We start from the raw sequence: 24,221 nt of genomic DNA, 5'->3' as shown, positions 1-24,221 counted from the left end.
GATCACTAGGCGTAGGAACCTTCATGATCACTGATGCCTGTGCCCGTCTCCTACCCGCCAGCGCCCCACTGACCTATTTGCGCGGCCACTAAGCCCACCACGGACACCGACTGGAAGAGCTTCCAGGCCACCAACAAACTGCACATCTTGCCGGCCGAATGGCATGAGCGCACTGGCACCCCCCTGGCAGCGACCGCAACCCTGGACCTCATCGTCTTTCCTCAAATCCTCCAGGGCTCCCAGGACCTCCATCTCCAACCGACGCGACCCGGGCCAGCGCGCGAACTACTGAGCGCCCAGTGCATGTCGCCGGGCGACAACATCTACACCAGCGACTGGCTCGACATCCGAACCAGCAGCACCGATGACCTGGCGAGCAACGGAGCCCGCGTCCTCGACGCCCTCGCCGACCTGCCAGCCGTAAGCCTGCGATTCGGCACCCGCACCCCGCACGCCGCCCTCACCGAGACAGTGCGCTCAGCCCTCGCCAGCAGCCCAGCCTCACGCTAATGAGAGCCACCGTGATTCCCCCGGCCAACCGACTCCTCCGCCTGCCCGGCGCAGTGGTCAAAATCTACCGCGAACCCTGGCGCGCCCAGACCGAGAAGGCGGCACTGCAGCGGCTGTCCGAAGCCGGCATACAAGCCCCCTCAGTCCTCGCGGGCGGCTCCATTCGGGGCCGCCAGCTGCTGATCCTGCGACGTCTGCACGGCTCGGCGGCGGGCAGCGGCGAGGACGCGGAACGGCGCGTCATCACCTACCTGCACCGCGTCCACCAGATCACCGGTCCCGGCTTCGGCCGGCTCTTCGCCCCGGCTGCCTCAAGCTGGGGAGGGTATCTGCGTCAGCGGCTGCTCTCGTATCAGACCGCGCTTGCCCGCCACGGATTCCACGAAGCCGCCGCGACGGCCGAGGCACTCGCCTGCGCGCCCTTGCCCGAACCTGCCGCACCTCACCTCCTGCACAACGATCCGGAGCCCGGGAACTTCCTGTTCCAGCCAGCCGCTACTGCGGGCCTCGACTGGGAGCTGGCGATCTACGGAGATCCGGGCCTCGACTACGCGCGGGCCGCTCATGCCTTCGCTGTCCATCCGGTCCGGCTGGCCCGGCTCCTCGCCGACAACGACATCCCGCACTCGGAGGAGGCTCTGGCCGCCTACCGCTCCGTTCACCTGCTCGGACGTCTCATGTCAGCGGTCACCGCAAACCCACCCGACCCTGCGGCTGCCCAACGCCACGCGCGAGACCTGATCACGAAGACCTTCTAACGACGCGAAAACGAGGCCCAAATGCAGCCAGATCCCCAACAAACCAGCCCTCCGACCGCCCTGCAGGTAGCGGATCGGCTGCCCGTCGCGAGTCTTACGTGTCGACGCCTTCACGTACACGTGCCAGCGGGTACACCGACTATGACAACCCCGATAGATCTCCAGCTAAACCGAGCTATCCACAGGCAGGCGTGTCACTAGGCGTCTTCGCAGCAGTTTCCAACAGCCTGTAACGCCTTGACCTGCATCTTTAGCCTCGATCCGTGGACCGGCTTGGAGTCGAGCTGGTGAGCGCGTAAGTCGGTCTTGGTGTTTGTTGAGGCCGTGGTTGTGCTGCTGGTCTGCCCAGCATTCTCGGATCTTGGTCGTGGGGTCAGCGTGGATGTGTGCTGGCGGGGGTGGCGTTGCGGGGATGTGGGCGCTCAGGTGGTGAAGACGGCCGTCCAGAGGGTGAGCCATGCCTGGGCGCGGGGCCAGTGTGTTGGTAGGTGGAGCACGGGACGGCGTTGGGGGCGGGCGAGGCGTGCCGGGATGTTGATCAGGTGGCTTCGTAGGGTGGCGCCTCGGGCCAGGGTGTAGCGGGTGGTGCGGGTGAGGGTGCCGGCGGCGCGGAGCAGGTTGTGGCAGATGGCGGCCAGGATGCACCAGGCGGCGTTGGCGGCGAACACTCCGGATGGTTGGTGTGCCCAGGGGCCGTCGATGAGGTCGGACCAGACGGTTTCGCAGATGGCGTGACGGCGGTGGGTGATGTCGGCGTCGGCGACTGGCTCGGGATTGTTGGTGAAGAACGGGTGGTGGCGCCAGACCGGGAACAGGGGGTCCTGGGTGTTGGCGTCCAGGACGCGGCGCACGATGAGCCGGCCGGTGATCTCGTAGCGGGTGCCGGCGAACGCCGTGTACTCCACTTCGGACACCTGGGCGTCGGAGATCAGTTGCCCGGTGTCGGGGTCGGTGACCGCGCCAGGGTAGTGCACGGGCGTGTACTGCTCGTCGCTGATGCTGCTGATCGCGGCGTCGACGGCCGGGTTGCGGGCGATCGCGAACGAGAATGTCCCACCGGCCTTGGCGACCGCGGCGACGACTTTGCCGCTGCAGAACGCGCTGTCGCCGCGCACCAGGATGGTGTTCGCCCGCGCGCCGGCCTCCTTGGCGGTGTTGATCGCCTCGGTGACCATGGACGCCGCGCCTTTGGCCGAGCCGGCGCGCCCGGCCCGTAACCGGACCCCGGCCAGCACCGGCGCCGCAGCCTCGGTGCAGATCGTGACGGCCAGGGGCGACAGGCCCCGCCGCAGGATGGTCTTGCCCGCGATCTTCGTGTGACCGAACGACGCGCCCTGCTTGGCGTTCCCGTATACCGGGCGTAGCAGCGAGTCGATGTCGATGAAGGCGCGCTCGCCGATACCGGCCAGCACCGGGGTCTGCGCGGCGAGCGCGACCAGGTGCCGGCGCAGCACCGCCGACAGTTGCCGAGTATGGCCGTGAGTGAACTCCCGCAGGAAGATCCCCAACGTGGAGTTGGCGTAGACCCCACTGAACAGCTTCTTCATCCCGCCAGCGCGGATGACGTCCAGGTCATCGATGCTGTCCGCCCCGGCGGCCATCCCCGCGATGATCGAGGTCAGCTTCGGCGTCGGGTTGGCCGCACCCGACCTGACTCGCTCGTCGGCGAACCGGACGTGCTCATCCAACAGCCGGGACAACCCGGCCCGCTCGGCCAGTTCCAGCACCGGCACCAGGCCCGCGTGCGACACGATGTTCTCCTCGTCGAACACCGCGCCGTCCGCGCGCCAGCCATGAGATCGTTGCACCGAGAGTGCCCTTCCAAGCCGCGCAGATCAGGTCGTAGACAAACCCGATCATCGCAGCCCAGAAGGGCACTCTCGTCATCTACACGCCAATTCGGACGCCGTTACAAGCCGACCCGGTCCACGGATTCAGGTTTAGGTCCCCCGGCCGCCGCCTATATCGACGCGAACCTGCGAACGCAGGCAAGTCGCATGATGGTCGGCGCATAACATGGCGAGTTGATCGCGCACGTCCGGGTCGTGGGCCGCGGCGTATTCGAGTACTATCCGGTCCGCTTCAACCTGACCAGCCAGTGGGACGGCACGACGGGTGCATCTTCTGTCGCCGGTGAGAGTCCATCGACGGATGGCGGCTGAGTGGCGACCTGGGCTTAGTGCACCGGACTCGTATACCGCGACACCAGCGCGCTCGCCGATGCGGGGCGTTGTGGCTACCACCTGCCGACGAGCGTGAAAATCTGGGCCGTCGTTGACACCTGGCTTCAGAGGAACCGGCGGCGGGAATTCGCGGCCGTATGTCGTAGGTGTCGGCCATACTCGCCGGCATGGCATCCGGGTCGACCTGCCCGCACTGCGGATCTTCAAGCGGAACGCGCTCCTTGCCAGCGGTTCATGCGGCGGGGGCGCGAGTGGCGCGTACGTCCACCACGTCACTGGCTGGGGGCATGTTCGTTGTACGCAGCCGCAGCGTCACGGTGTCGTCGAGCCTGCTCGCCGTGCAACTTCGGCCTCCCGCATACCCTCGATCGGCGTCGCGGCCAGCCGTGATGGCCGCGGTGTGCGCTGCGCTGGTGGCCTTCATCAGCTACGGGCTGCTCGTGGAACCGCCACCGGCGCGCGACTTGGTCGCGGCTGTGTTCGCGGCAACGGTTCTGGCAGCTGCCGGTGGCGTCGCCGGGCTGGTAGCGGCTGCGCGCTGGCGACGCATGCAAGCATCGCGAGCGAGCGTCGAGCGGGCAATGTGGGTGTGGCGTTCAGGACTGTGGTGCGGCCGATGCCACTACGTGGCCTTGTCGGTCCCCGGCACCGGTCGCTGGGTCGTCGTGACTGCGGAGCGCGCGCACCACGCGGTTCGTGTCCTCGCGGTCGGAGAGCCCGCCACCGTTCCACTGGAAGCAACTGGTGGGGCGACGCCTGGCCCGCCGCGGGCGGGCGTTTTGGGATGAGGTCATCCGCTCTGGTCCCATAGGTCGCGTAGCGGCGCCCAGGAAGAGTCCAGACCTTCGGCCCAGTAGGCGAGCAGGATCCCGGCGATGGGCTGCGTCGGGTCGCTCCACCACAGGGCGGCGACGACTTGTCCCGCGTGTTGTCCTGAGGGGACCTGGTAGGCGTACTCGATGTAACGCACGGTGTGGGAGCCGTGGGGGACTGCCTGATCGGCTGGAGGTTTGGCGCCGGGAGCCAGGCGTGGTGTTTCCGCAGCCTGTGCCTGGTATCGGTCCTGGGCGCGGTCGCGGTCGGCGCTGGTGCGGTAGGAGATCCAGTAGGTGGTGATGATGCCGGCGGCGCAGCGGGTGCGGCTCTGCTCGCCGGCCCCGAGCTGTGGGCCTCCGCCGTTCGGGGCGGTCGTGCAGTCGCCGATCTGCGGCAGCCACGGTTCGGCGAATGCGGCGACCGGGGTGGGGAAGTGAGCACGGTTGGCGGCTGCTTGGCGCTGTGTGAATGGCCCGCCGCTGGCGGGGGAACGGCGTGGGGTGGGGGAGGCGGCGGTCGGAGCGCTGTCGTGATGCGTCTGGTTGCTCCACCGGCCGAGGCCGAACCCGGCGGCGGCAGCCATGAGCGCGCTGGCGATAGCCACGGCGAGGCCACGGCGCAAGGCTCGACGTCGAGACCGAGCCCGGCTAGAAGCCGCAGCGGTGCTCGTGTTGTTCGACGTGTGAGCATCTGTGGTGGGGGTGGATGCGCGGTGGACGGGTGGGACGGCAGGCGCCCGGCCAGGCGCGGTGGCGGGCACGTCATCGCGTGAGACCGGCCAGATCGCCTGGTCCGGGCGCTGCTGCGTCACGGTCAACCTCCCTTCATTGCCGGAGCTGCCTCAGGGCTCACTGCGGGTGGTGCGGCCTCATGCTCAGCCCAACCGTCGGCGTCCGGCGACGACTAGGCCGATGCCGGCGGCCAGCGCCGTGGTGCCGATGCCGACGACCGGGGCGAGGTGCGCGCCGGTCACCGGCAGGGACGGTCCAGATGGCGTGTCGGTCTCGCTCCCGCCCCCGGCGTTGCTGCCGGGCAGTGCCGACGCTCCAGTTCCCGGAGAGGCGCTGCTCGATGGCCGTGGGGACTCACTGCCCGGGTTCGGTGAGTGTGAGGGCGGTGTACTCGGGTGGGGGCTGGGAGGGGCGGTGGTGGGATCGGGCCCGGGAGGCGTTGTTGGCTCCGGATCCGGCGGTGGATCAGTCGGCTCGGGTTGCTGACTGGGCTTCGGATCGGGTGCGGGCGGATCGACGTCGGCCTTCGACCGATCCGGCTTCGGTTGGGCCGTCACGACGGCCGGAGCCTCGCCGGTTGGAGCGGCCTCAGCGAAGGCCGGCGTGGGCAAGACTGCTCCCACACCGGCCATTCCGATTGTGAAGGCAAGCCAGCCAACTGCACGTTGAATGGTACTCGGCAAACGACGTTTCACGGACTCTTTCCTTCCCCCGTTGATGTGCCGACTCGCTACATTCGGCGTGGATTCATGACTGCGGTTGCCGTGCGCCGCGAACGCTAGCGAAAGACGGTCGCGCAGGCCAGTGAGAGTTCCACTGATTCTTGGCCAGAGTCTTTCCTTTCCCCTGTTCAGAGGGCTTGTCGCGTTTCTAGCGAAGGCGTGAGGATCCGGCTAGGTGTAGCCGTATGTGTGGACATGCACGTCGGGGCCGTGCTGAGTTTGTTGATGCACGGCGAGGTTCCGCAGCGGGGCAGAGGGCCGTCCGCCTTGGTGGTCCGTCGCGAATTCTGCGGCCGGACAATGTTCTGCGCCCCGGAAAGGGCGATGTGCCTCACGCGCGGATCCCGCCGACGTATTGGCGTCGCAGATGGCGAGTCAACGAGGCTCGCGATGGCGGCACCCTGTGGCCGGTTCGCCGGTCGCGTCGAGGGCGAGCAGGAGCTTCCGCAACCAGGAGGAGATGGCATGACTCTGACCCCGTCGGTGGCCGGGCGGCGCCGGAACAGACTCAGCCACCTTGGGCTTGACCTCGTCACGGTGGCGGTGCTCGCAGGCTGCTCGCAGGCCGATAAAGCACCACGACACATGCCTTCGGCAGGCGCGCCTACTGCTGTTCGGGCCGCGCCGGCACCGGCGGCGGGTGGGGGGACCTACCGCCACGTCCAGCACTTGAGTCCGATGCGGGAGCTATCCGGCGCTGGCCGGCTCGCTCGGACCGGTCGCCAACCGACGGGACGAGGGCGGCAGACGGGCACCCTCCACGGCCGCGAAGACCACATCTTCCGCGTCTGCAACGTCCATGGCCATGAGGAGCGGTGACGGATGACTGCGACGCCGACTGCGCGCCAACGGGCGGACATGCTGCCCGAGCAGCTGCTAACCCAAGCCCACGACTTCCTCGTTCACCGGCACGACGAGTTGGGGATGCCCGGGCTCGCGCGCCGCTGGCACGAGGTGCGCGCCCAAGTCCTGACGTGCGGGACGTGGAAGCCGACCTACGACGAGTTGGCCTACGGGGCGCGGGTGGCCTGGCGAAACGCCGGCCCCTGCATCGGCCGGCGCCGGTGGCCCGGCCTCATCGTCCGCGACCGCCGCCACATCACCAACCTGCACCAGGTACGGCGAGAACTGGCTGCTCACCTCGACGAAGCCACCAACGGCGGCCGGATCCGCTCGGTCATCACCGTCCTCGCTCCCTCCACCCGCACCAGCCCGCCACCGGTGCGCATCATCAGCCCGCAGCTGGCACGCTACGCGGCTTGGCCTAGCAGCGATGGCGTCCTCGGCGACCCCGCCAACATGACCTTGACCCGCCTGGCCACCGAACTCGGCTGGCCCGGACCCGCTCGACGCGGCCCGTTCGACATGCTGCCCTGGATCGCCGCCACCGCCGACGGTGAACTGCACCTGCTGCCAACCGAGCCAGCGCGCATCCTTGAGGTGCCGATCCAGCACCCCGATCACCCGTGGATCGCCAAACTCGGACTGCGCTGGCCCGCCGTACCCGCCGTCAGCAACATGACCCTCGACATCGGCGGCCTGCGGTTCCCCGCCCCGTTCAGCGGCACCTTCATGGCATCCGAGATTGCCACCCGGAACCTCGCCGACGAACACCGCTACGACCAGCTCCCCGCCGTCATCGCAGGCCTGGGCCTCGACCACCAGGACCGACTGCGCGCGGACAAAGCCCTGCTCACCCTCCACGAGGCCGTGCTGCACAGCTTCGAGCGCGCCGGCGTATCCATCACCGACCATCACCGTGAGAGCAGGTCGTTCAGCCGCTTCGTCCAGCAGGAAGAGTCGGTGGGACGCGCCGTAGCGGGGACCTGGAGCTGGCTCAACAGCTACCCCATGACTCCACAGGACCCCTCCTGGAACCGCTACTACAGCACCAGCGAACCCACCCCGGCCCTCGCTCCGGACCCGTACTGCCTCGCCCACATCGCCGGCCACCCGACGCCCGGCCACAATCCCTCACCGCGCCAGCACGCCGACGTCCCCCCGGCCGCTGCCGCCACACCCAACCAAACCAGGGAGGACACATGTCCACACGCACACCCGCACGTACCCACCGGCGCCTGACCCGCCTGGCCGCGGCGGCGGCCGTCACCGTGATGACCGTCGCCGTCGCCCTCGTCGGCATCTCCACGGCCGCCCAGGCGGCCGGTTGCCGCGCGGCTCCGTACAGTGCCAAGCTCGGCGCCGTCGACGCTTTCATGCAGTACAACGGCGTCGAGACCATCAGCTACCCCAAGTACCCCAGCTATTACCGCGCCACGAGCCAATGCCGCGACATTCAGATCCGTAACACCGGCAACGGCAAGGACTACGGCCCGTTTGACGCATGCGTTAATTTCTACGGACGCGCAACCTGCAACTACTGGACGCACGTGCCCGTCGGCCAGTGGCGCAACATCGCCACCAACGTCAAGGACGGAACCAAGTTCTACGTCTGGGTTCGCATCGACCTGGGCCGCTACTACGGATTCACCGCCGTCGGCGACTGGTGAGCGATCCCGGGGCCCGCCGAACGGCGGGCCCCGGGCTCATGAAGCGCAGGGCGCGTTGAGCAAGTCACGAGGATATGCCGAAGCAAAGTTGGATGACGGATAATGGTGAGAATCGCAGCGTCGGCACCACCTTCCCTGCTGCCCCACTATTCGATGACCTGAGCCAATCGCGGTGCAGGAAGACTGCTGAGTGACGGTGATTCGGCATGGCGCGCGGATCCTGACCTGTGATGACCACCAACACAGGGCATGTCCTAGGACGATTTAGCGTGTGAGAGCGGGAACGCACTAGCCGGAGCAGCTTGATCGAAGATCAACCTAAGGGGTTGTCGGGGTCGGTTCATGCCATGCTCTCTCCACGCTCTGGCCAGAACTGGCGATCCAGTTGCGCGAAGAATGCAACGCCTCCCTGGTATTCGGCTTTCGATAGGAGCTGAAGTGATGAGCGAGCAAAGGCGCGGCATACTAACGCCCGAGGGATGGAGTCTGGAGCAAGTTCGTTCCCTTGGACCGTCACCGATGTGGTGACAGCGGCGGCAATTCTAGGCATCGGCCGAACAAAAGCATACGAGTTGGCTAAAGCCGAGCAGCTTCCCGTGCGAACGTTCAAGGTTGGACGTCACTACCGAATACCGGTCGCTGCCATTCTCGAACTGTTGACCAAGGGAACCGACGCCCGATTGCCAGCCGATGGTCAAGGTCCCATGTGATGAACGCGTGTTTACCAATACAGGGCTTGAGGCAAGGGACGATCCTCGGTTCCGCCCCAGGCAGATGCTCTCAGAAAGGCGAATGTGTATGTATACGACGATGATGGGTTTGTCGGCGGGGGCTGGCCTCATTCTGGTAGCGCTGCTCGGAAGGGAGCTACACCGCGGCGAGGTCGCCAGCCTTGATGGGTGGGCGCTCGCGCTAGGAACCGCCGGCGTCCTGCTGGCCGTCAGCGGCCTGCACATGGTCCTCACGCAGAGCATCGGGCTCGAGGGCGAGCAGTTCAAGAACGAGTTCTTCGGCGGCCTGACAGCCCCCTTCGGATTCCTCCTGATCGCCGCGGCGATTTTCCTATGGAGGCGCGGCGACGACCTGCTGGCCAGACCCGACCCCGTCGGCCGCCTGTACGCCGCAGCCGGCCCACCGGCCGTCCTAGTCCTCGGACTGGGCCTGAGCCTGATCGCCGTCACGGTCGCCGCCTTCCAACACGAAATCTTCGCCACCGCACCCGTCCAGGAGCCGATCCTCGGCACCGCCCCCAAGTGGCTGGTCAACGCGGGCCTCAGCAGCCTTTTCGGCCTGCCCGGCGTCGGGGCGACCCTGGCGCCGATCGGGGTGTGGCTGCGCAACCGTCCGTTGATGGCCATCTCCGGGGTGGCGTTCACCGCCGCCGGGGCCGGCTGGATGCTCACCGGCGCGCTCGTGTACTACACCCACATTGGAATGGCCTTCGTATAGAGGGCTGATGCCGCCGGCATCACCGCGGCGGAACCGGACTCCGGTGCTGGCGGGGGAGCGGAACCTCCGCCAGCACCGGATCCCGCCTCGCCCGGGTCCGATCCCACGCCACGGTCTGTTGCTCGCCGGCTCTGGTGGCGGTGATGCCAGCGGCATCACATCCATTGATGACGCATTACCTGCTTCACTCATCGACTGGAGGCGGGTTCGGGTCAGCAGCCCGGGATCTCGATCGCGCGGGGGCCAGGGCATCGACGTCGGTGCCCGCACGTCGGTGGGTAGGTGAGGTACGAAGGTGGGCTGCAGGCAGCGCAGCTTCTCGCGCACCCTGCTCCAGGATCCTCGCGCCAGCCGTTGTGCGGGGCATTGGCAGTTGTTGCGGTCCCGCGTGAGCGGGCTCCGCCAAGGGCTTCCGACCGACCGGCGGAGCCGACCGCCGCCAGCCAGCGTCCACCATGAGCCGAGAAAACAGCCAGGCCACCCCGAACAGGCGCAATTCTGCCATCCGCTTGACCCGTTGCCGGCGACCAGGCGCACCCGTACGGTTGCGGCATAGCCGGTCAGGGCGGCTGCCCCCGTGGTTGCCCTGGCCGGCCGTTCGGATACCGAACCGAACGCCTGCGCCTCCTCACTCCGTCGCCGATGCCTGGGTCCGTACGGACAGACGGTTGACCGATGGGGCGTCACTGCTGCCCTGAGCCGCCAACCTTCCAAGCAGCCGTCCCCAGCCGCGCGCTCGAACGGCCTTCCCGAGGGACGGCTCGTTCGCTGACACCAAGTCCCGCGAGTAAGCGAGTCGGCGAGCGGTTCGCACCGGAGAAACTCATCCTGGGTTAGCACAAATGATCGAATGTCGGGGGTATCGTCGTGGCGTGACCGTCTCCGACGCGCCCCCGGATCCGCCTGGGCTGACCTATCGGCAGCGGCAGGTCCTCGCGGTGATCCGAGGATGGGTCGAGCAGTATGGCTTCCCGCCAACGGTGCGGGAGATCGGCGCTGCGGTCGGTCTGGGCTCGCCGTCGTCGGTGGCTCATCACCTGAAGACCCTGGAAGGGCGCGGTCTGCTGCGCCGTACCCCGGGCGGCCCGCGAGCGGTTGATGCCCGCCCGCCGGCTGCCGATGACACATTCCCGCCGTCCGGCGCCTGTCGGGGAGTGCCGGTGCCTCTGCTGGGGGCTATCGCCGCGGGCACGCCGATCCTCGCCGAGGAGCATGTTGAGGAGGTCCTGTCGCTGCCTGCCGACATGGTGGGCAGGGGCAGTCTGTTCGCGCTACGCGTACGCGGGGACTCGATGGTCGACGCCGGCATCACGCACGGGGATGTCATTGTCGTGCGGCAGCAGTCGGTGGCCGACAACGGTGACATCGTCGCCGCCATGATCGACGGCGAGGCCACGGTTAAGCAGTACCGGGTCCGCGACGGCCGGTTCGAACTCGTTCCCCGCAACCCGGGTTACCCGGTGATCCCGGGTGATGGAGCGTCGATTCTCGGCAAGGTCGTCTGTGTGCTGCACCGCCCGTAGGCCTCGCCGCTCATCAGGGTGGGGTGGCTTGGGTGATGACCTTGTCGGGGCATCTCGTCCAGACTGTGACTGCCCTGTATCTGGACGGCAACGGTCCGGGTGTCTGCTGCGGAACGTGCGAGCGCTGCGGGAGCCGGGCCGCGATGTGGCTGCGGCGAGCGGCGACCAACTCACAGAGCGGGATGAACCCGTTGGTGGCGTTGGAACGGCCTGCGGTGAGGTGCGACGGGCGGGGGCGGGTGGCTGATCATGACTGGGGGATCGGGTGGCCCGCCGTCGGTTGTGGTGTTCGAGGTGCCGATCGCGCGGCGCGTCGGTGCGCAGCTGCGCTACGCCGGGGGACCGCAGCTCGACGACATCCGGTACGCGATGAGCGTGGTGACGGCCAGCGCTGCCGGCCGACCCCGTGCGTCCCCTGAGACCGCGCCGGCGCCATCGTCCCCGAGCCGAGACCATCTCCCGTAACGGGTGCCAGTGGTGGCCCGTCGCCCCATCGGTCAATCAGATCTGGGCATCGAGTTCAGGGCGCCAGGCTGCTCGACCTTTACGCCAAACCGCTACCAGGCTGGCGCCCACGCCGATCCCGCCAGCCGCACGACATCTTCGTGAAGACGTCGTCCCTCGTGTTCGAAGAAGAAGCGTGTCAGCCCCACCTCTGCACGGCATCCGCCACCACTGCATCAATGGAGTCCGCGGCAGCGCGTGCGTCGGCGACAGTGAACGTCGCCGGTTCGCCTTGACGCCATCGGACAGCACGATCCGCCAGCGGCCCATATGCGGGAACGATCGCGGCCACGTACGCACCAGCGCCCGCCTTGGGTATCACGTCGTCGTTCGCCAGCGTGAAGTGCAGACGCGCCGGCCCGAGCACGCACCACACCACGCCCTCACCGGTGCATTCCGTGGCGTCGGCGAGCTCGTCGTCGGGTAGGCCATGCAGCGCCGCCCGGACCTCATCCGCCAACGGCGCCCAGTAAGTCTGGAGGTTGTCCAGGTTGAAACGCCGCAGCGCACCGAGATCCACCTCCAAGCCAAGATCGGCGACGGCGGGGCCACGGACGGGCAACCCGTACCGTTGCAAGACCAGCCAGACGACCGGGTTCAGTTCACCGCACGGCTTGTCGGTGCGGAGCTGTCCGTTGACCAAGAACGGAACGATGCGCCGATCGATCGGTTGCGAACCAAAGGTGACCCGATCGAGGTAGACCCCATCGAAACATGGGCCAGCAGGCATACCGGCATGGATCTTGGCCAGAACGGCCAACTCATCAGCATCAGCCGCGCGTGATGTGACGATCAGCGTGTCGATATCACTCCGCCCGATCTGCCACGCTCCGAGGGCGATCGACCCGACGGCATACAGCCCTTCCACAAACCCAGGAAGGGCCGCATCCACCTCATCGAGATATCGGGCGACCAGCGCCCGGGCCTTCACGGGCAGGGCGTCCACCGACTGCTCGTTTGCGCCGGTCATACGCCCAACATCCAAGCCACAAGCGAGCGCAGGAGATCAAGCCGGTAGGCCGCCAGCGGCAAGGGCTCCGTCATGATCCGATCCAACCATCTCGCCGCGATCGTCACCGCCCTGCTGGCAGGACCGCCAAGGAAAACGATACGATCTTGAAAATCAGCCGGCGACATCGTCATGAGAAGCAGCCGCTCCATTGCTGGTCCACACGACCACCGCCGACAAGATCCACGAGAACCTACAGCGGGATAGTGTGCAGTCCACCGACGCAAGCGGATCGGAAGGAACGAAGACGTGGCAAAGCAGATCATCCACAAGCTGATCGATGACCTGGACGGCGGGGACGCCGACGAGACCGTCAGGTTCGCCCTCGACGGCGTGCAGTACGAGATCGACCTCTCGACCGCCAACGCGGATAAGTTGCGCGATGTATTCACCCCGTACACCGCCAAGGGGACCAAGGTCGGTCGCGGCGGTGTCGTGGGCGGCGGCGGGCGGACGATCCGTGGCGTGGCAGGCGTAGGCGGCGGGCGAGCCGCCCGTACTGGAGGCGGCGCCGTCGTCGATCGGGAGCAGAACAAGGCCATCCGCGCCTGGGCAAAGAAGGCCGGTAAGGACATCTCTGACCGGGGCCGGATCCCGCAGGAAATCGTCGACGAGTACCACGCCACTGCCGGCCGTTAACCCCAGTGGCCCGGCGGAGGCATTCCTCCTGGCCAGCAGCACAAATAGCGGACGCTCATGGGGTGCAGGCCGACACGGTGCTGCTGTTCCCGATGTCAGCGGCCAGAGCGCGGCGGCTCATTCGGTTGCGGGTTGGCGGTGGGCCCGGCCGGAGGGCCGCTCGCATCAATGCCGCTGGGCTGGGGTGGCGTGCCGGCTGTTTGCTCCCGCCACTGCCCGGCGCTGTCGGCGCGTAGGAGGCGGTCGACCATGTCCGCCGCTTCCCGCTGCGTGTCGAACGCCCACCGCAGCACCTTCCCGGTCTCGGTGTCGCCGGCGCGGGCGATCACCGTCCAGCGGGTCTGCCGGACCAGCCACACGTCACGGCGGGCCAGCCGCCCCCAGACGCCGTTCCAGAGCCGCCGGACCACCTCCTCCACACCCGAATCGTACACACGTTCGATTCCCTGGCGGGTTGAGGTGGTGAACCAGCAGGTGCGCAGCGGGGGCGGGTCATTCGCAGCGGTCCTCTCCACGCCGGCCGTACGGCTCACAGCAGTCGGGGCGATGCCGGTAGACGCGTAGGTCACGGCCACGCTGGTGGCCGCATTCGGTGGTGATCTCGTAAAGGCAGGCCCGCCACACGACCGTCTCCCCACCGCCGGGCACCACCTGCCCGTCGCCTGGCCCGCCGCGCAGCAGCACGTCCACCCTGCGACGGTACGCGCTCGACGAGCCCGAGACCCGGGGCATCCGACTCAGCCGCCCGAGTAGGACCCGCAGTGGCGCGCGGCACCGATGCCCGCGAACGGCCATATCGTTGCGGGTACCGACAGGGTCGGTGGCCTGCGGCCGACACTGCTCCACTGCACATGGCCGTGGCCGGCGGCCGAAGCGGTGACCTCGCCGACCTGCCTCGGGTTAGCCGCCGGCCCCGCTGCCCGCGAGCGCCGGACGCTGGGCTGTGGATAACTCTGACGGGTTGTGGATATCGCCCTGGTCATGTCCGGAGCCGACATCAACGTGACCCACTGCGGTACCCGTGAACCCATAAGACGTGCGAACCCTGGGCGGCCACGGCCGGCAGGGGGCAAGGCCACCTTGCCCCCTGCCGGCTCGGGTTGGTTCCCGATCGAAAGCTGCGGATGGGCCCGCCGCGGTGAGTGGGCGGGCGTGTGACACGTGGTCGATAGCTAGATGGTGGAGCGATGCGTGCGGTTAGCAAACGATTCGGTGGCTGTCGTCCCGGGCAATCGCGCTCCGGTCACGCGGGTTCCAGTCGATGTAGCCGTCGATGAACAGGCTCCTGCGGATGTTGGTGTTGCGGGGTGTATTCGTCGCTTTCCGGCGGGCCGATGTCCTCAAGCACGAGTTTGCGGCACGTGTCCCTGCCGTTCGGCGGTCACACCGCAGGCCACCAGACCGCCGAGGGAATGGCCGACTAATTAGGGTCGGTGCCGTGAGAGCGATGGACTGGCTGCCCGAGGCACTGCACCCGGTAGCGATGCGTTTGGCGCACGCCGATCAACTCGCCTTCGAGTTGGCCGAGATCGCGCTGGCGTGGTCGCGAGGACCGGACGACGAGGGGCCGCTGACGCTGAGGCAGGTGGAGCGGACGCCCGGCTACCTGGATGTCGAGGTGGTCACGATCAGGCCGGTGCCGCCCATCGCCGCCATGTTATTCAGCGGGGCCGTCCACCACCTCCGGTCAGCGATCGACAACGTGGTGTTCTACCTCGTGGAGAGCAATCGCGATGAGCCGCTGACCGACTCGCAGGCTCGGGCCGTGAGCATGCTGATTTACGAGAACCCGAAGAAGTTCGAGGACAAGGTGAAGGGCCTCGTACGGCAGCGGCTCATCGAATTCGCGACCACCGCCACTTTGGGCAAGCGCATCGCAGCGCTCCAGCCCTTCGTCGACAAGGTATCCGTTCCGGCGATCCCGCCGGCAATGTCGATGTTGATGGGCGGTGGCCCCGACTTGGGCAGCGAGCATCCGCTGGTTCTTCTCCGCGACTACTCCAACGAGGATAAGCATCGCACCATCCGCCTCGCCGCCGGCCGGTCGCTGGTTCAGCGGCTGGACGACGTGCCACGGGCCCGCCAACTCGGCATGCGGCACATCGAGGCCGGCACCGTCCTTGAGGTCGTCCAGAAGGGCGTGCTCACTCCCGTGGACACTTCGCCCGCGCTACATGTGCAGCGTCCGGACGGCGGCGTCTGGGTCAGCCCCAGCTACGAGCTTGACTGCCTCTCGCGGCACGTCGGCGACGTCGTGCTACCCACGCTGATCACCGGCATGGCGCTGCCGGGTGGACTACCCGCGCAGGTGGACCTGAGCGACACCGGAACGCCGCTGGCCGAACGCCTGCGGCAGGGCGGGACCACGCGCGCACGCGACCGTGCCCGTGAGATGGCCGTGAAGGCGTACTGGGAGGCGATGGCACGGGACCGGCGCTTCCCGCCGATCGTGGCCGGGACTGACCCGGGGCAGGAGAAGTCCTGAGCAGCGCCCCGTCCGCGTGATCCGGAGCGCTGCCGACCTCCCAGCGCTCAGCGGAGTATTGGCGACGCGACCGCTCATCGGCTATGTGTGGGTGTCCGGGATCCTCCAGCGGTGAGTGTTAGGTACTGGTTCGGACGAAGGTCACCAACCCGCGCCCATAGGTCGATCGCCTTGGCCTTCCATCCAGCGATCGGCCGGGCGCGTGCTTGGACGCGGGTCTGGTTGAACGTGTTGCTCCCTACAGGTCCCTGGACCACGCGCTCGCTGGCAAGGACACGCCCGAGATCGTCCTCAAGCCGTTGGAACGACATCCGGATCTCGCCTTGTTCGTGCCGCTTCAGGAAGTCGGTCAGAGGGTCGTACTTCGCCACGACGAAGCTCTCCAGACGCGTCGACGTGGTCTAATTAGCGCCCCGGCGAGGCCAGCGAGCATGAGTGGTGAAGCGTTCAACTCACCGTCCTCGACACATGTGACAAGCTGGCGCAGTATCCGCCGCGCCTCTGTCATGTCGCTCTGGTCCAGTCGGCCGAGGCGGGAGGGCCTTGCACACTCGCGCGATCATGGCTGAGTGACATCAGAAGTCATCGCAGCGCTGGTCGCCTCCGGCTTGACCGCGTTCGCCTCGTTGGGTGTGGTGGCGGTGCAGGCTCGGCTCGCTCGCATCCGAGAAGATCGCGCCGCAATGCAGAGGTCGTACGTTGTCCTGCTGGCGCTCTCGCTCCGCCTAGCGCAGAAGGCCGAGGTGCTCAGGCGCCAGAAGTACTTTCGATCTGGGCTTCGGGAGGCGAGCAACCTCCTATGGGGGTTCCAGAAGCCGCTCGACCTGATGGAGCTTCACGACTGGCTGGCGGCGGACATGGCGGCCATGGAGGAGGCCTGGGCCGAGATCTGGGTTAGTGGCAATCCTGAAGGCATCCGGCTGAGCAACGAGGTGCTCGATGGCGTCAGCAACGTCATGGAAGCCGCGATGCAGACCAACGGCAAGCGGGATATGCAAGACGAGGACGAGCTTATGCATGTGCTCCGGCAGCTCGCCGAAGCACGCCGTCTGCTTGCCTTGCATGTGCGGAGCGTCACGAAGGCGAGTCCGCGGACTGTCGAGCTGTTTGCTGGCCCCGCCCCCGTTGCCCGACAGGTGGCCGGCCAGGGGGTGAATCAGACGGGACGACCGTGACCCATGCGGCGCTCTAATCCGGCCAGGCGAAGCCGCCCAACCGATCATTGACCGGACGGTCTATGGAGTTGCTGGTGCGTGTCGTAGAAACTGACAGGCCGGCCCAGGGACCATCTTCCCCAGTGTGATCAGGCTCTCGGCTTGCTCTTGGTCAGATTGTCGCTCGGCCCGTATCGTCAGATCGCCAGAAGCAGTAGCAGGACGGCCATCCCTCGTAGGCATTGTCTTCGATTGGAGAGCGGTGTTCGAGCAGGGGCAGCGTGTACGAGTGCGCGCGGAGGGAGTACCAGACTTCGCCACAGTCCGGCTCGCGATGCCAAGCTCTGACGGTGGCTGGGTACTCATTCTGCTGGACGACCAGGCGAGGCTGCATGAGGTCTCGATACAGGCAGGCGACACGGAAAAGGCGCGTGGCATCTTCTCCGACGGCAGGGCTGACTCTGCGCGTGTGCTAGCTGGGATGTGGACCCGTTGGATGGCCGCTGCGGCTACTAACGCCGAGTCGAGTGCGATCGCCTCGACCCAGCTCAGGCCGTACGCTCACCAGACGACAGCCGTCTATGGAGCGATGCTGCCGCAACCGCTGCTACGGTTCCTCCTTGCAGACGAGCCAGGCACCGGCAAGACGATCATGGCTGGTTTGTACCTCCGCGAGATGCAGCGACTCGGACTGGTGAGGCGGGCGATCATCGTCTGTCCGGCGAACCTGGCGACGAAGCGGCTCCATGAAGAACCTCATCTTCGCCGCGCTCGGGCCCAAGCCGGAGATCGTGCTCGACGACGCCGTCAACAACGACCTGCACTTCGTCCGCAACGCCGAGAACTGCCTGGTGTACGACCGGCCGCTGGGCGCACACGGCCTGACCTGGGCCGAGCTGACCGACTGGTGGGCCGATCGACAAGGGATGACCGGCGAGCCGGACCGGGACATCTCACGCAGCCTCTATCGCAGGCTGGACCAGTCGCTCGGCGACAACGACGCCGAGCGGCGCATCCTGCGCACCTACGCCGGGCGCTACGTCCGGCTCGGTTCCGACATCCCAGCCCTGATCCCGCAGGTCTACCTGCACTACGACCCATACACCGCGACCGAGCGACGGGCGCCCGGCCCGCTCCCACGTCAGCGCATGGACTTCCTGCTGCTCCTGCCTCACCGGGCCCGCGTCGTCATCGAATGCGACGGCAAGCAGCACTACGCTGACGACGACGGCCGCGCCAACCCGCGCCAGTACGCCGACATGATGCGCGCAGATCGCGACCTTCGCCTGAAGGGGTACGAGGTGTACCGCTTCGGCGGCGCCGAGCTCGTCGACGACGATGCCGCACAGCACCTGCTCAGCGCGTTCTTCGACCGCCTGCACCAGCGGTACCACTCATGACCGGGACGGAGGCACTGAAGATCGAATGCCGTTCAACGGAGCGGTTCGGTGACCACAGGCGACAGGTTCCGGACTCGAAGCACAGAGTCCGTGTCGGTGTCTTCGCCTACAGTGACACCGTGCCCGAGGGACGCCACGGTGGATAGCCAGACGAGCAAGGAGCTAGCCACGGTGTCGCAGATGCTGGTCCAGGCCGGGAATCAGCACGCGGCGCGGCTGCTGTCACTGGCCGAGCAGGTAGAGATCGGGGAATCGCTGCCGTGGGAGCGCGCGTCCGTTCCCGTCGTGCTGCGCGTACATCCCGCGTTCGTCGGGCTGTTTCGGCCGGCGGATCTGCAGGTGATCGCAGCCCAGTTTGATCGTGTCCGGAAGTGGGGAGACAGCGGCAATCACCAGGTGAGCGTCGCATCCGTGCTCGCCGACCCCTTCGCCCGCAACGACTTGGGCAGCGGCACGGATGCCATGCAGCTGCGCGACGAGATCGCCGAGGCGTTGTGGCCGGTCAGTGCCACCAAGCTCCCGGACGTCTGCCGGGCGTTCGGGCTCGGGGATGGCGACGTCGACGAGGCGATGGGCAGCAAGCGCGCGTACGTGCGCAGCCGGACCAGCGACTACACCCTGGATCAGCTGTGTCAACTCGGCTCACGTGTTGTCGAGCAGCATTACCGACCACGCCTGTGGGGGCTGCTGCAGGTGCACGCCGGCCGGCGTACCGGAGTCGACTCGCCGTTCAAGAACCTCATCTTCGCCGCGGACGGTCCCAAACCGGAGTTGGTGCTGACCGACGCGGTGAGCAACACCATCGAGATCAGCAAGAACGGCGAGTTTTGCCTCGTCTACGACCGCGCCTTGGACCCCAGCGGGTTGAGCTGGCGGCAACTGGTCACCTGGTGGACCGAAATCCACGCTGAGCCCGGGACCAGCGAACAGGAGGCCGGTCGGCAGTTGTACCTGCGTCTCCGGCGCTCGCTGGACCGCGACCGCAAGCCCTTGGATCCACCCGGCCCAGAGCGGCAGGTGTTCCGCGCATACGGCGAGCTGCTCAGCGAACACGGCTTTGACCTGCCGGCGCTGATTCCACAGGTCTACCTGCACTACGACCCCTACACCCGGGCCCAGCGGCGTGAGCCGGGACCGCTACCGCGCCAGCGGATGGACTTCCTACTGCTGATGCGCGGCCGTTGGCGGCTCGTCATCGAGTGCGACGGCAAGCATCACTACGCCGAGGACGACGGGCGGGCAAGCCCTCGTCGCTACGCCGAGACGGTCGCCGCAGATCGGGAACTCCACCTGGCCGGCTACGAGGTCGTGCGCTTCGGCGGCGCGGAGTTCCAGTCGCAGGAACAGTCTCTGCCGATGCTGCGCCGCTACTTCACACGGTTGTTCATCGCACACGGCTACCTGCCTGATTCCGCGGCGTGACATTGCGGGCCGGCGGCCGGGATTGCACAGCACAGCCCTCTGGTGCTTATAGAGCCAGCCCAGTGATCGGGCTACGGCGCAACATCATCGCGTGGCGCGGCACACTCTCGCTGCCCCGAGCCGTTCCCTGGCCGGTCGGCTACCGAGATCATCCCCGTTGGATCTGGTGACCCGTTTCCTACGGGCGGCCCTTCCTGCTGCTCGCGGTGGGCGGTTTGCAGGCGCAGACGGGTGAGCGCGAGCATGTCGATCGGCCAGCCGCGTCCGCAGTCGAGGAGCGTCAGGCCCGGCCAGCCGTCCGACCTCCCGCGCCCGGGCTCGGGCCGTCGTCCTCGAACGCCACCAGGCCGAGCGGCAGGCCCTGCGCGCCGAGCGAATCGCCCGGTTAACCCGGTGGCTGGCCGCGGCCGCTGCCGTTTAGGGTGCGCGGGTGAACGAAGCCGGATTCCCGAAGCGCCTGTTCGACCGTATCGACGAGCTAGAACGGCTCCGGTATCCCGATGACGGTTCCCTCGCGGTACACGCAGGGTCGATTCTGGCGGTCGCCGATGCTGCGGCCGCACCCTTCACGGTCAGCCATTACGCTGTCCGGCATCTCGACTTCGCCATCGACCATCTGACGGCGATCCGGGCGCTGATCGTCAACGCGGACATACTGCCGACGTACGCGGCGTTCACCCTGCTGCGTGCGGCGGTGGAAAACCTCGGATCCGCCATGTGGCTCATATCCGGCAAGGACGCGACCGAGCGTGTATTGAGGGCGCTGCAGGCGCAGTACAGGGACGCGATGGATTTCCAGAAGTCCGACGCCTTGCTGGAGCCGCACTTCCCCGAACTCACACGCAGTGACGGTATTGGCGAGCGCTTGGACCAAGTGCGGGCGGTTGCCGGCCGGAACAACTTGTCGATGGTCAAAGTCAAGAAGAAGGACCCGTGGAACCAGATCGTGCGGTCGCTCGGCTTCGACGACAAGACTGCGGACATGGCCGAGTATCTATGGAAGAGCTGCAGCGCGTGCGCGCACGGCGACGAATGGACATACACCTTGATGGACTTTGAGGAACTACCTGGCTCCACCGTTGGGATCGTGCGGCTGAAGATCGCGCCACCGCCTGCCATGCTGGCTAGCATGCTGTCCCTAACGCTGACCATGGCAGAACACGTTCTCGATCTTTACGACAGCCTTCGGCTACCCGTCGCTGGGCCGCTGACATCGTTGTCACCACGGCGCGCATCCCTTGCACGCGCCGCGGACGAAGTTACGACCACCCAGGTGCCCGCAGGATCGGCAGAGGTGAAGTCCTAAGTGATGTCAAGAAGCAACCACCTTTAGCCTCTTCTCTTGATCGCCGTCAGGGCACTCACTAGCCTCGGTTGCGGCAGAAGTGCCGACCCACTTGACCGAGCAGGTCTCACGTCGCGCATCTAGAACGGCCCGCGCGGTGACCGAAGGCGTCGTCCGCAGCGCTGCCCCACTAAACCGTTTGTGGTTCGAAGGGGCAGGGGAGTAGCGAGCCCGGACGGTCCATAGTAGTAGATGTGAATCTGTGGGCGGCGGACGTCAGGTGCCTGGTGCTTCTGCTGGCTGAAGTCACGGAGGTGATCGGGTGCTAAAGGACGAAAATGATGTGGCTGGATCGGCGGGTTTGAGGCCGGAAATCGATCTATGCCGACCTGATCGGTGCGGTCGCCATGGCAGCCTTCTGGTCCAGGGCTTGCCGCTCCCGCACTTCACAAGGAACGCGCAATCACAGGCAGCCTATTATGCGGTCACACCGGTCGATGCTAGCGGTCGCCTAGCTGATCGGACACCGCTGCAAGCCCTCGGATGGTTGGCAGGCCGAACGCTTGACATCGCCTACCAGGACGGTGCTATTGAGCTTCCCCCTTCGGGCCGGACACCCTGATCCCTGGCAGGAGAGCCAGGAGGAAGGATGTCCTGGTGGCACGTCCCTCGCAGTACACCGAACAGTTCCGCAAGGACGCGGTGGCGTTGGTCCGTTCGTCGGACTCGCCGCTGCGGCAGATCGCCCGTGATCTTGGCGTCAACCATGAAACGCTGCGCGGCTGGGTCCGCGCCACGGAGCGCAGGGAGGCCGGTGGCCGGTCCGCGGAGCCGGAGCTGACCTCGTCCGAGCGGGACGAGCTGCGCAAACTTCGGGCCCGGGTGCGTGAGCTGGAGCTGGAGAAGGACATTCTCCGCAAGGCGGCCCAATATTTTGCGAAGGAGATGGGGCACTGACCAGCCGCTACCGCTTCATCTCCGCCGAACGCGCCACCTACGGCGTCACGCGGCTGTGCCGAGTCCTGCGAGTGCGCCGTCAGGGCTTCTACGAGTGGCGGGACGCCGCGCAGGCCCGCGAGCAGCGTGAGCAGGCCGAGGACGCGCTCGCTGCGGAGATCACCGCGATCCACGCGGCGCATCGGCAGGCGTACGGATCCCCGCGGGTGACGGTGGAGCTGCGCCGGCGGGGCCGGCGGGTCAACCGCAAAAAGGTCGAGCGGATCATGCGTCAGCGCGGGATCGTGGGCCTCACGCGCCGGCGACGCCGGTCGCTAACCAAGCAGGACGCGACCGCGCCACCGGCGCCGGACCTGCTCGGCCGCGACTTCACCGCCGCCGCGCCAGGCGAGAAGCTCGTCGGCGACATCACCTACCTACCCACCGAGGAGGGCTGGCTGTACCTGGCCACCGTCATCGACCTGCACACCCGCGAGGTCGTCGGGCACGCGATGGCCGAGCACATGCGCGCCGAACTGGCCTGCGACGCCGTCGAACTGGCTGCCGGCCGGGGCCTGACCGGCAGGGGCGCGATCTTCCACGCGGACCGCGGATCGCAGTACACCTCCGCCGAGTTCCGCCGCTGCCTACGCAGACACCGACTGCGGGCATCGATGGGCCGTACTGAATCTTGCTACGACAACGCGGCCGCGGAAAGCTTCTTCGCGACCCTGAAAACCGAGGTCGGCACCAAGGTCTGGCCCACCCGAGCAGCCGCCCGCCAAGCCGTCTTCGCCTACCTGGCCTACTACAACACCCGCCGTCTACATTCGACCATCGGCTACCGCACACCCGCCGAGGCCCGCCTCGGGTATCGTCACACCCACGCCCTCGCAGCGTGAAAACCCCGGTGTCCGGTCCCAGGGTGGAAGCTCATATTGCTGTGACCGCGCGGCGCGGCGGGCGATGGAAAATCACCCGACAAGGTCACCTGATGCTGCCATCCTCGCTACGGCGGAGCTGTGGCATGGTAGCCGGTGACCGCCTCCTGGTGGCAGCCTATCCGGAACGCGGTTCGTTGGCGGCGTACACGATGGGCGCGCTGGAACTTATGGTCGCCCTGTACGCCGGCGAGCATGAGGCGCGGTGACAGGGATGGGCAGACAGGCAGCCGAGGGCGAGGAAGTGAGGGCGGCACGCCTTCTCCTGGCCCGGTTAGGGCTAACGCCAGAGCAGCTTCTATCGGTGTCGAACACACCCAGCGACATGCCCACGTTCGACGAGTACATCGACCGCGTGTCCGAAGCAGTAACGGTTGGCACGCGGCGGGTCTATGGCACCTACTGGAAGCGGGTGCGCGACGTCTGGGGCAGCAGGCGCCTGAACGAGCCAAGCCCTCTGGAAATCGGACAACTCGCCGAGCGGATGAAGGAACAGTTGGTAGTACGACGGAACTCTCGCGGCGGTCGGACGGCCGCCGAGCACCTGATCTCCTCACTCAGATGCCTCTACAGCTACGCCGTAGCCGACGGGCTCATCGCCGAGGCCGGCAACCCGGCCAAGCGGGTGCCGAAGCCGCGACGCTTGGCCAGCACGCGCCGTGCCCTGTCGGAGAGGCAACTCGCCTCGATCAACGAGGTTGCTGCAACCACTGGAAACGATCCTGACCTCGACACTCTCCTGTTGCGACTCCACATCGAGACCGCTTGCCGACGCGGCGGCGGACTCGCTCTCCGCGGAGCGGACCTCGATACGGAGCAGTGCATGGTTCAGCTGCATGAAAAGGGCGGCACTGTGCGGTGGCAGCCCATCTCCCCGACGTTGGCTGGTCGGCTAGCGGAGCTTGCCGAGGACCGCGGTGGTGGCGATCCGAGCGACAAGCTGCTCAGGTACCGGACAGGAAAGCCAATCACGAGTCGCCGCTACGATCATCTGTGGCAGCGCCTCGGTCGGCACCTGCCCTGGGTGGCTGCCCAGCAGATCAGCACACACTGGCTACGCCACACAACCTTGACCTGGGTGGAGCGAAAGTTCGGATACGCTGTGGCGCGGGCATACGCAGGCCATAACGGTAGATCCGACGCTGGTACGACCAGCACCTATGTACGGGCTGACGCCTACGAGGTCGCCCGCGCTCTTATGGCGCTGACAGGGGAGCCGCACCCGCTGCTTTCGACTTGAGGCA

Annotated in this window: 23 protein-coding genes; 17 read left to right on the top strand and 6 right to left on the bottom strand. The window is 67.1% G+C overall.

All coding sequences use genetic code 11. The features are described from left to right. Positions 1-303: 303 nt before the first annotated feature. Positions 304-510: a hypothetical protein gene (locus tag AB0C02_RS26360; protein WP_357551629.1), complete on the top strand. Its 207-nt coding sequence runs from the start codon at positions 304-306 to the stop codon at positions 508-510. 11 nt (positions 511-521) lie between these two features. Continuing rightward, positions 522-1,268, top strand: a complete 747-nt coding sequence (locus AB0C02_RS26355; RefSeq protein ID WP_357551628.1) for a phosphotransferase — start codon at positions 522-524, stop codon at positions 1,266-1,268. A gap of 422 nt (positions 1,269-1,690) precedes the next feature. Here the strand turns inward: AB0C02_RS26355 and AB0C02_RS26350 are convergent, their stop codons facing one another. Beyond that, positions 1,691-3,076 (bottom strand): IS1380 family transposase, encoded by a 1,386-nt coding sequence (locus tag AB0C02_RS26350; RefSeq protein ID WP_357551627.1) that lies wholly within the window; start codon positions 3,074-3,076, stop codon positions 1,691-1,693. A 216-nt stretch (positions 3,077-3,292) separates the two neighbouring features. Here AB0C02_RS26350 and AB0C02_RS26345 point away from each other — a divergent pair, with 216 nt between their 5' ends. Further along, entirely contained in the window at positions 3,293-3,430 is a 138-nt protein-coding gene (locus tag AB0C02_RS26345; RefSeq protein WP_357551626.1) for a hypothetical protein, read from the top strand. A gap of 811 nt (positions 3,431-4,241) precedes the next feature. Here AB0C02_RS26345 and AB0C02_RS26340 read toward each other — a convergent pair. Then, positions 4,242-4,871, bottom strand: coding sequence for a hypothetical protein (locus tag AB0C02_RS26340; protein WP_357551625.1), 630 nt, complete (start codon positions 4,869-4,871; stop codon positions 4,242-4,244). Positions 4,872-6,542: 1,671 nt separating this feature from the next. Here AB0C02_RS26340 and AB0C02_RS26335 point away from each other — a divergent pair. The 5 genes from AB0C02_RS26335 (at position 6,543) to lexA (ending at position 11,202) form a co-directional block, all read left to right on the top strand. Beyond that, entirely contained in the window at positions 6,543-7,802 is a 1,260-nt protein-coding gene (locus AB0C02_RS26335) for a nitric oxide synthase oxygenase (protein ID WP_357551624.1), read from the top strand. Beyond that, positions 7,763-8,230: a hypothetical protein gene (locus AB0C02_RS26330; protein WP_357551623.1), complete on the top strand. Its 468-nt coding sequence runs from the start codon at positions 7,763-7,765 to the stop codon at positions 8,228-8,230. The genes AB0C02_RS26335 and AB0C02_RS26330 overlap by 40 nt, the downstream gene beginning before the upstream one ends. A gap of 479 nt (positions 8,231-8,709) precedes the next feature. Next, the gene (locus AB0C02_RS26325; protein ID WP_357551622.1) at positions 8,710-8,940 is read left to right on the top strand and encodes a helix-turn-helix domain-containing protein; all 231 of its coding nucleotides are present in this window, start codon (positions 8,710-8,712) and stop codon (positions 8,938-8,940) included. A 7-nt stretch (positions 8,941-8,947) separates the two neighbouring features. Further along, positions 8,948-9,679: a DUF981 family protein gene (locus tag AB0C02_RS26320; RefSeq protein ID WP_357551621.1), complete on the top strand. Its 732-nt coding sequence runs from the start codon at positions 8,948-8,950 to the stop codon at positions 9,677-9,679. An 872-nt stretch (positions 9,680-10,551) separates the two neighbouring features. Continuing rightward, positions 10,552-11,202 carry a transcriptional repressor LexA gene (lexA, locus tag AB0C02_RS26315; protein ID WP_357551620.1) on the top strand — a complete coding sequence of 217 codons (651 nt, stop codon included), beginning with the start codon at positions 10,552-10,554 and terminating at the stop codon, positions 11,200-11,202. Positions 11,203-11,845: 643 nt separating this feature from the next. On the opposite strand, the gene AB0C02_RS26310 is transcribed toward lexA, so the two are convergent. Continuing rightward, complete coding sequence (locus AB0C02_RS26310; RefSeq protein WP_357551619.1) at positions 11,846-12,652, bottom strand: nucleotidyltransferase domain-containing protein; 807 nt, start codon at positions 12,650-12,652, stop codon at positions 11,846-11,848. 20 nt (positions 12,653-12,672) lie between these two features. Then, complete coding sequence (locus AB0C02_RS26305) at positions 12,673-12,867, bottom strand: hypothetical protein (protein WP_357551618.1); 195 nt, start codon at positions 12,865-12,867, stop codon at positions 12,673-12,675. Between the two features lie 97 nt (positions 12,868-12,964). Here AB0C02_RS26305 and AB0C02_RS26300 point away from each other — a divergent pair, with 97 nt between their 5' ends. Continuing rightward, positions 12,965-13,354, top strand: coding sequence for an Lsr2 family protein (locus tag AB0C02_RS26300; RefSeq protein WP_357551617.1), 390 nt, complete (start codon positions 12,965-12,967; stop codon positions 13,352-13,354). Between the two features lie 95 nt (positions 13,355-13,449). On the opposite strand, the gene AB0C02_RS26295 is transcribed toward AB0C02_RS26300, so the two are convergent. Together AB0C02_RS26295 and AB0C02_RS26290 are read right to left on the bottom strand one after the other, a co-directional pair. After that, on the bottom strand, positions 13,450-13,773 hold the full coding sequence (locus AB0C02_RS26295; protein ID WP_357551616.1) for a hypothetical protein: 324 nt from the start codon (positions 13,771-13,773) through the stop codon (positions 13,450-13,452). Between the two features lie 73 nt (positions 13,774-13,846). Next, a complete protein-coding gene (locus AB0C02_RS26290; RefSeq protein ID WP_357551615.1) occupies positions 13,847-14,044 on the bottom strand; it encodes a hypothetical protein in 198 nt (65 codons plus the stop codon). Positions 14,045-14,801: 757 nt separating this feature from the next. Between AB0C02_RS26290 and AB0C02_RS26285 the strand changes: the two genes are divergently transcribed. From AB0C02_RS26285 to AB0C02_RS26250, 8 genes are all read left to right on the top strand, one after another. Beyond that, positions 14,802-15,839, top strand: coding sequence for a hypothetical protein (locus tag AB0C02_RS26285; RefSeq protein ID WP_357551614.1), 1,038 nt, complete (start codon positions 14,802-14,804; stop codon positions 15,837-15,839). A gap of 569 nt (positions 15,840-16,408) precedes the next feature. After that, a complete protein-coding gene (locus AB0C02_RS26280) occupies positions 16,409-17,014 on the top strand; it encodes a hypothetical protein (protein WP_357551613.1) in 606 nt (201 codons plus the stop codon). Positions 17,015-17,739: 725 nt separating this feature from the next. Continuing rightward, positions 17,740-18,393 (top strand): hypothetical protein, encoded by a 654-nt coding sequence (locus AB0C02_RS26275; RefSeq protein ID WP_357551612.1) that lies wholly within the window; start codon positions 17,740-17,742, stop codon positions 18,391-18,393. Between the two features lie 48 nt (positions 18,394-18,441). Continuing rightward, positions 18,442-19,815, top strand: a complete 1,374-nt coding sequence (locus AB0C02_RS26270) for a hypothetical protein (RefSeq protein WP_357551611.1) — start codon at positions 18,442-18,444, stop codon at positions 19,813-19,815. Between the two features lie 430 nt (positions 19,816-20,245). Further along, positions 20,246-21,121, top strand: a complete 876-nt coding sequence (locus AB0C02_RS26265) for a hypothetical protein (RefSeq protein WP_357551610.1) — start codon at positions 20,246-20,248, stop codon at positions 21,119-21,121. Between the two features lie 636 nt (positions 21,122-21,757). Then, on the top strand, positions 21,758-22,057 hold the full coding sequence (locus tag AB0C02_RS26260; protein WP_357551609.1) for a transposase: 300 nt from the start codon (positions 21,758-21,760) through the stop codon (positions 22,055-22,057). Next, positions 22,030-22,938: an IS3 family transposase gene (locus AB0C02_RS26255; protein WP_357551630.1), complete on the top strand. Its 909-nt coding sequence runs from the start codon at positions 22,030-22,032 to the stop codon at positions 22,936-22,938. The genes AB0C02_RS26260 and AB0C02_RS26255 overlap by 28 nt, the downstream gene beginning before the upstream one ends. A gap of 364 nt (positions 22,939-23,302) precedes the next feature. Then, a complete protein-coding gene (locus AB0C02_RS26250; RefSeq protein WP_357551608.1) occupies positions 23,303-24,217 on the top strand; it encodes a site-specific integrase in 915 nt (304 codons plus the stop codon). Positions 24,218-24,221 lie beyond the last annotated feature (4 nt).

The organism is Micromonospora sp. NPDC048999, assembly GCF_040649295.1.
GTDB lineage: Bacteria > Actinomycetota > Actinomycetes > Mycobacteriales > Micromonosporaceae > Micromonospora.
The sequence above is the reverse complement of the archived record's forward strand: the minus strand, read 5'-3'. Positions and strand labels throughout refer to the sequence as shown.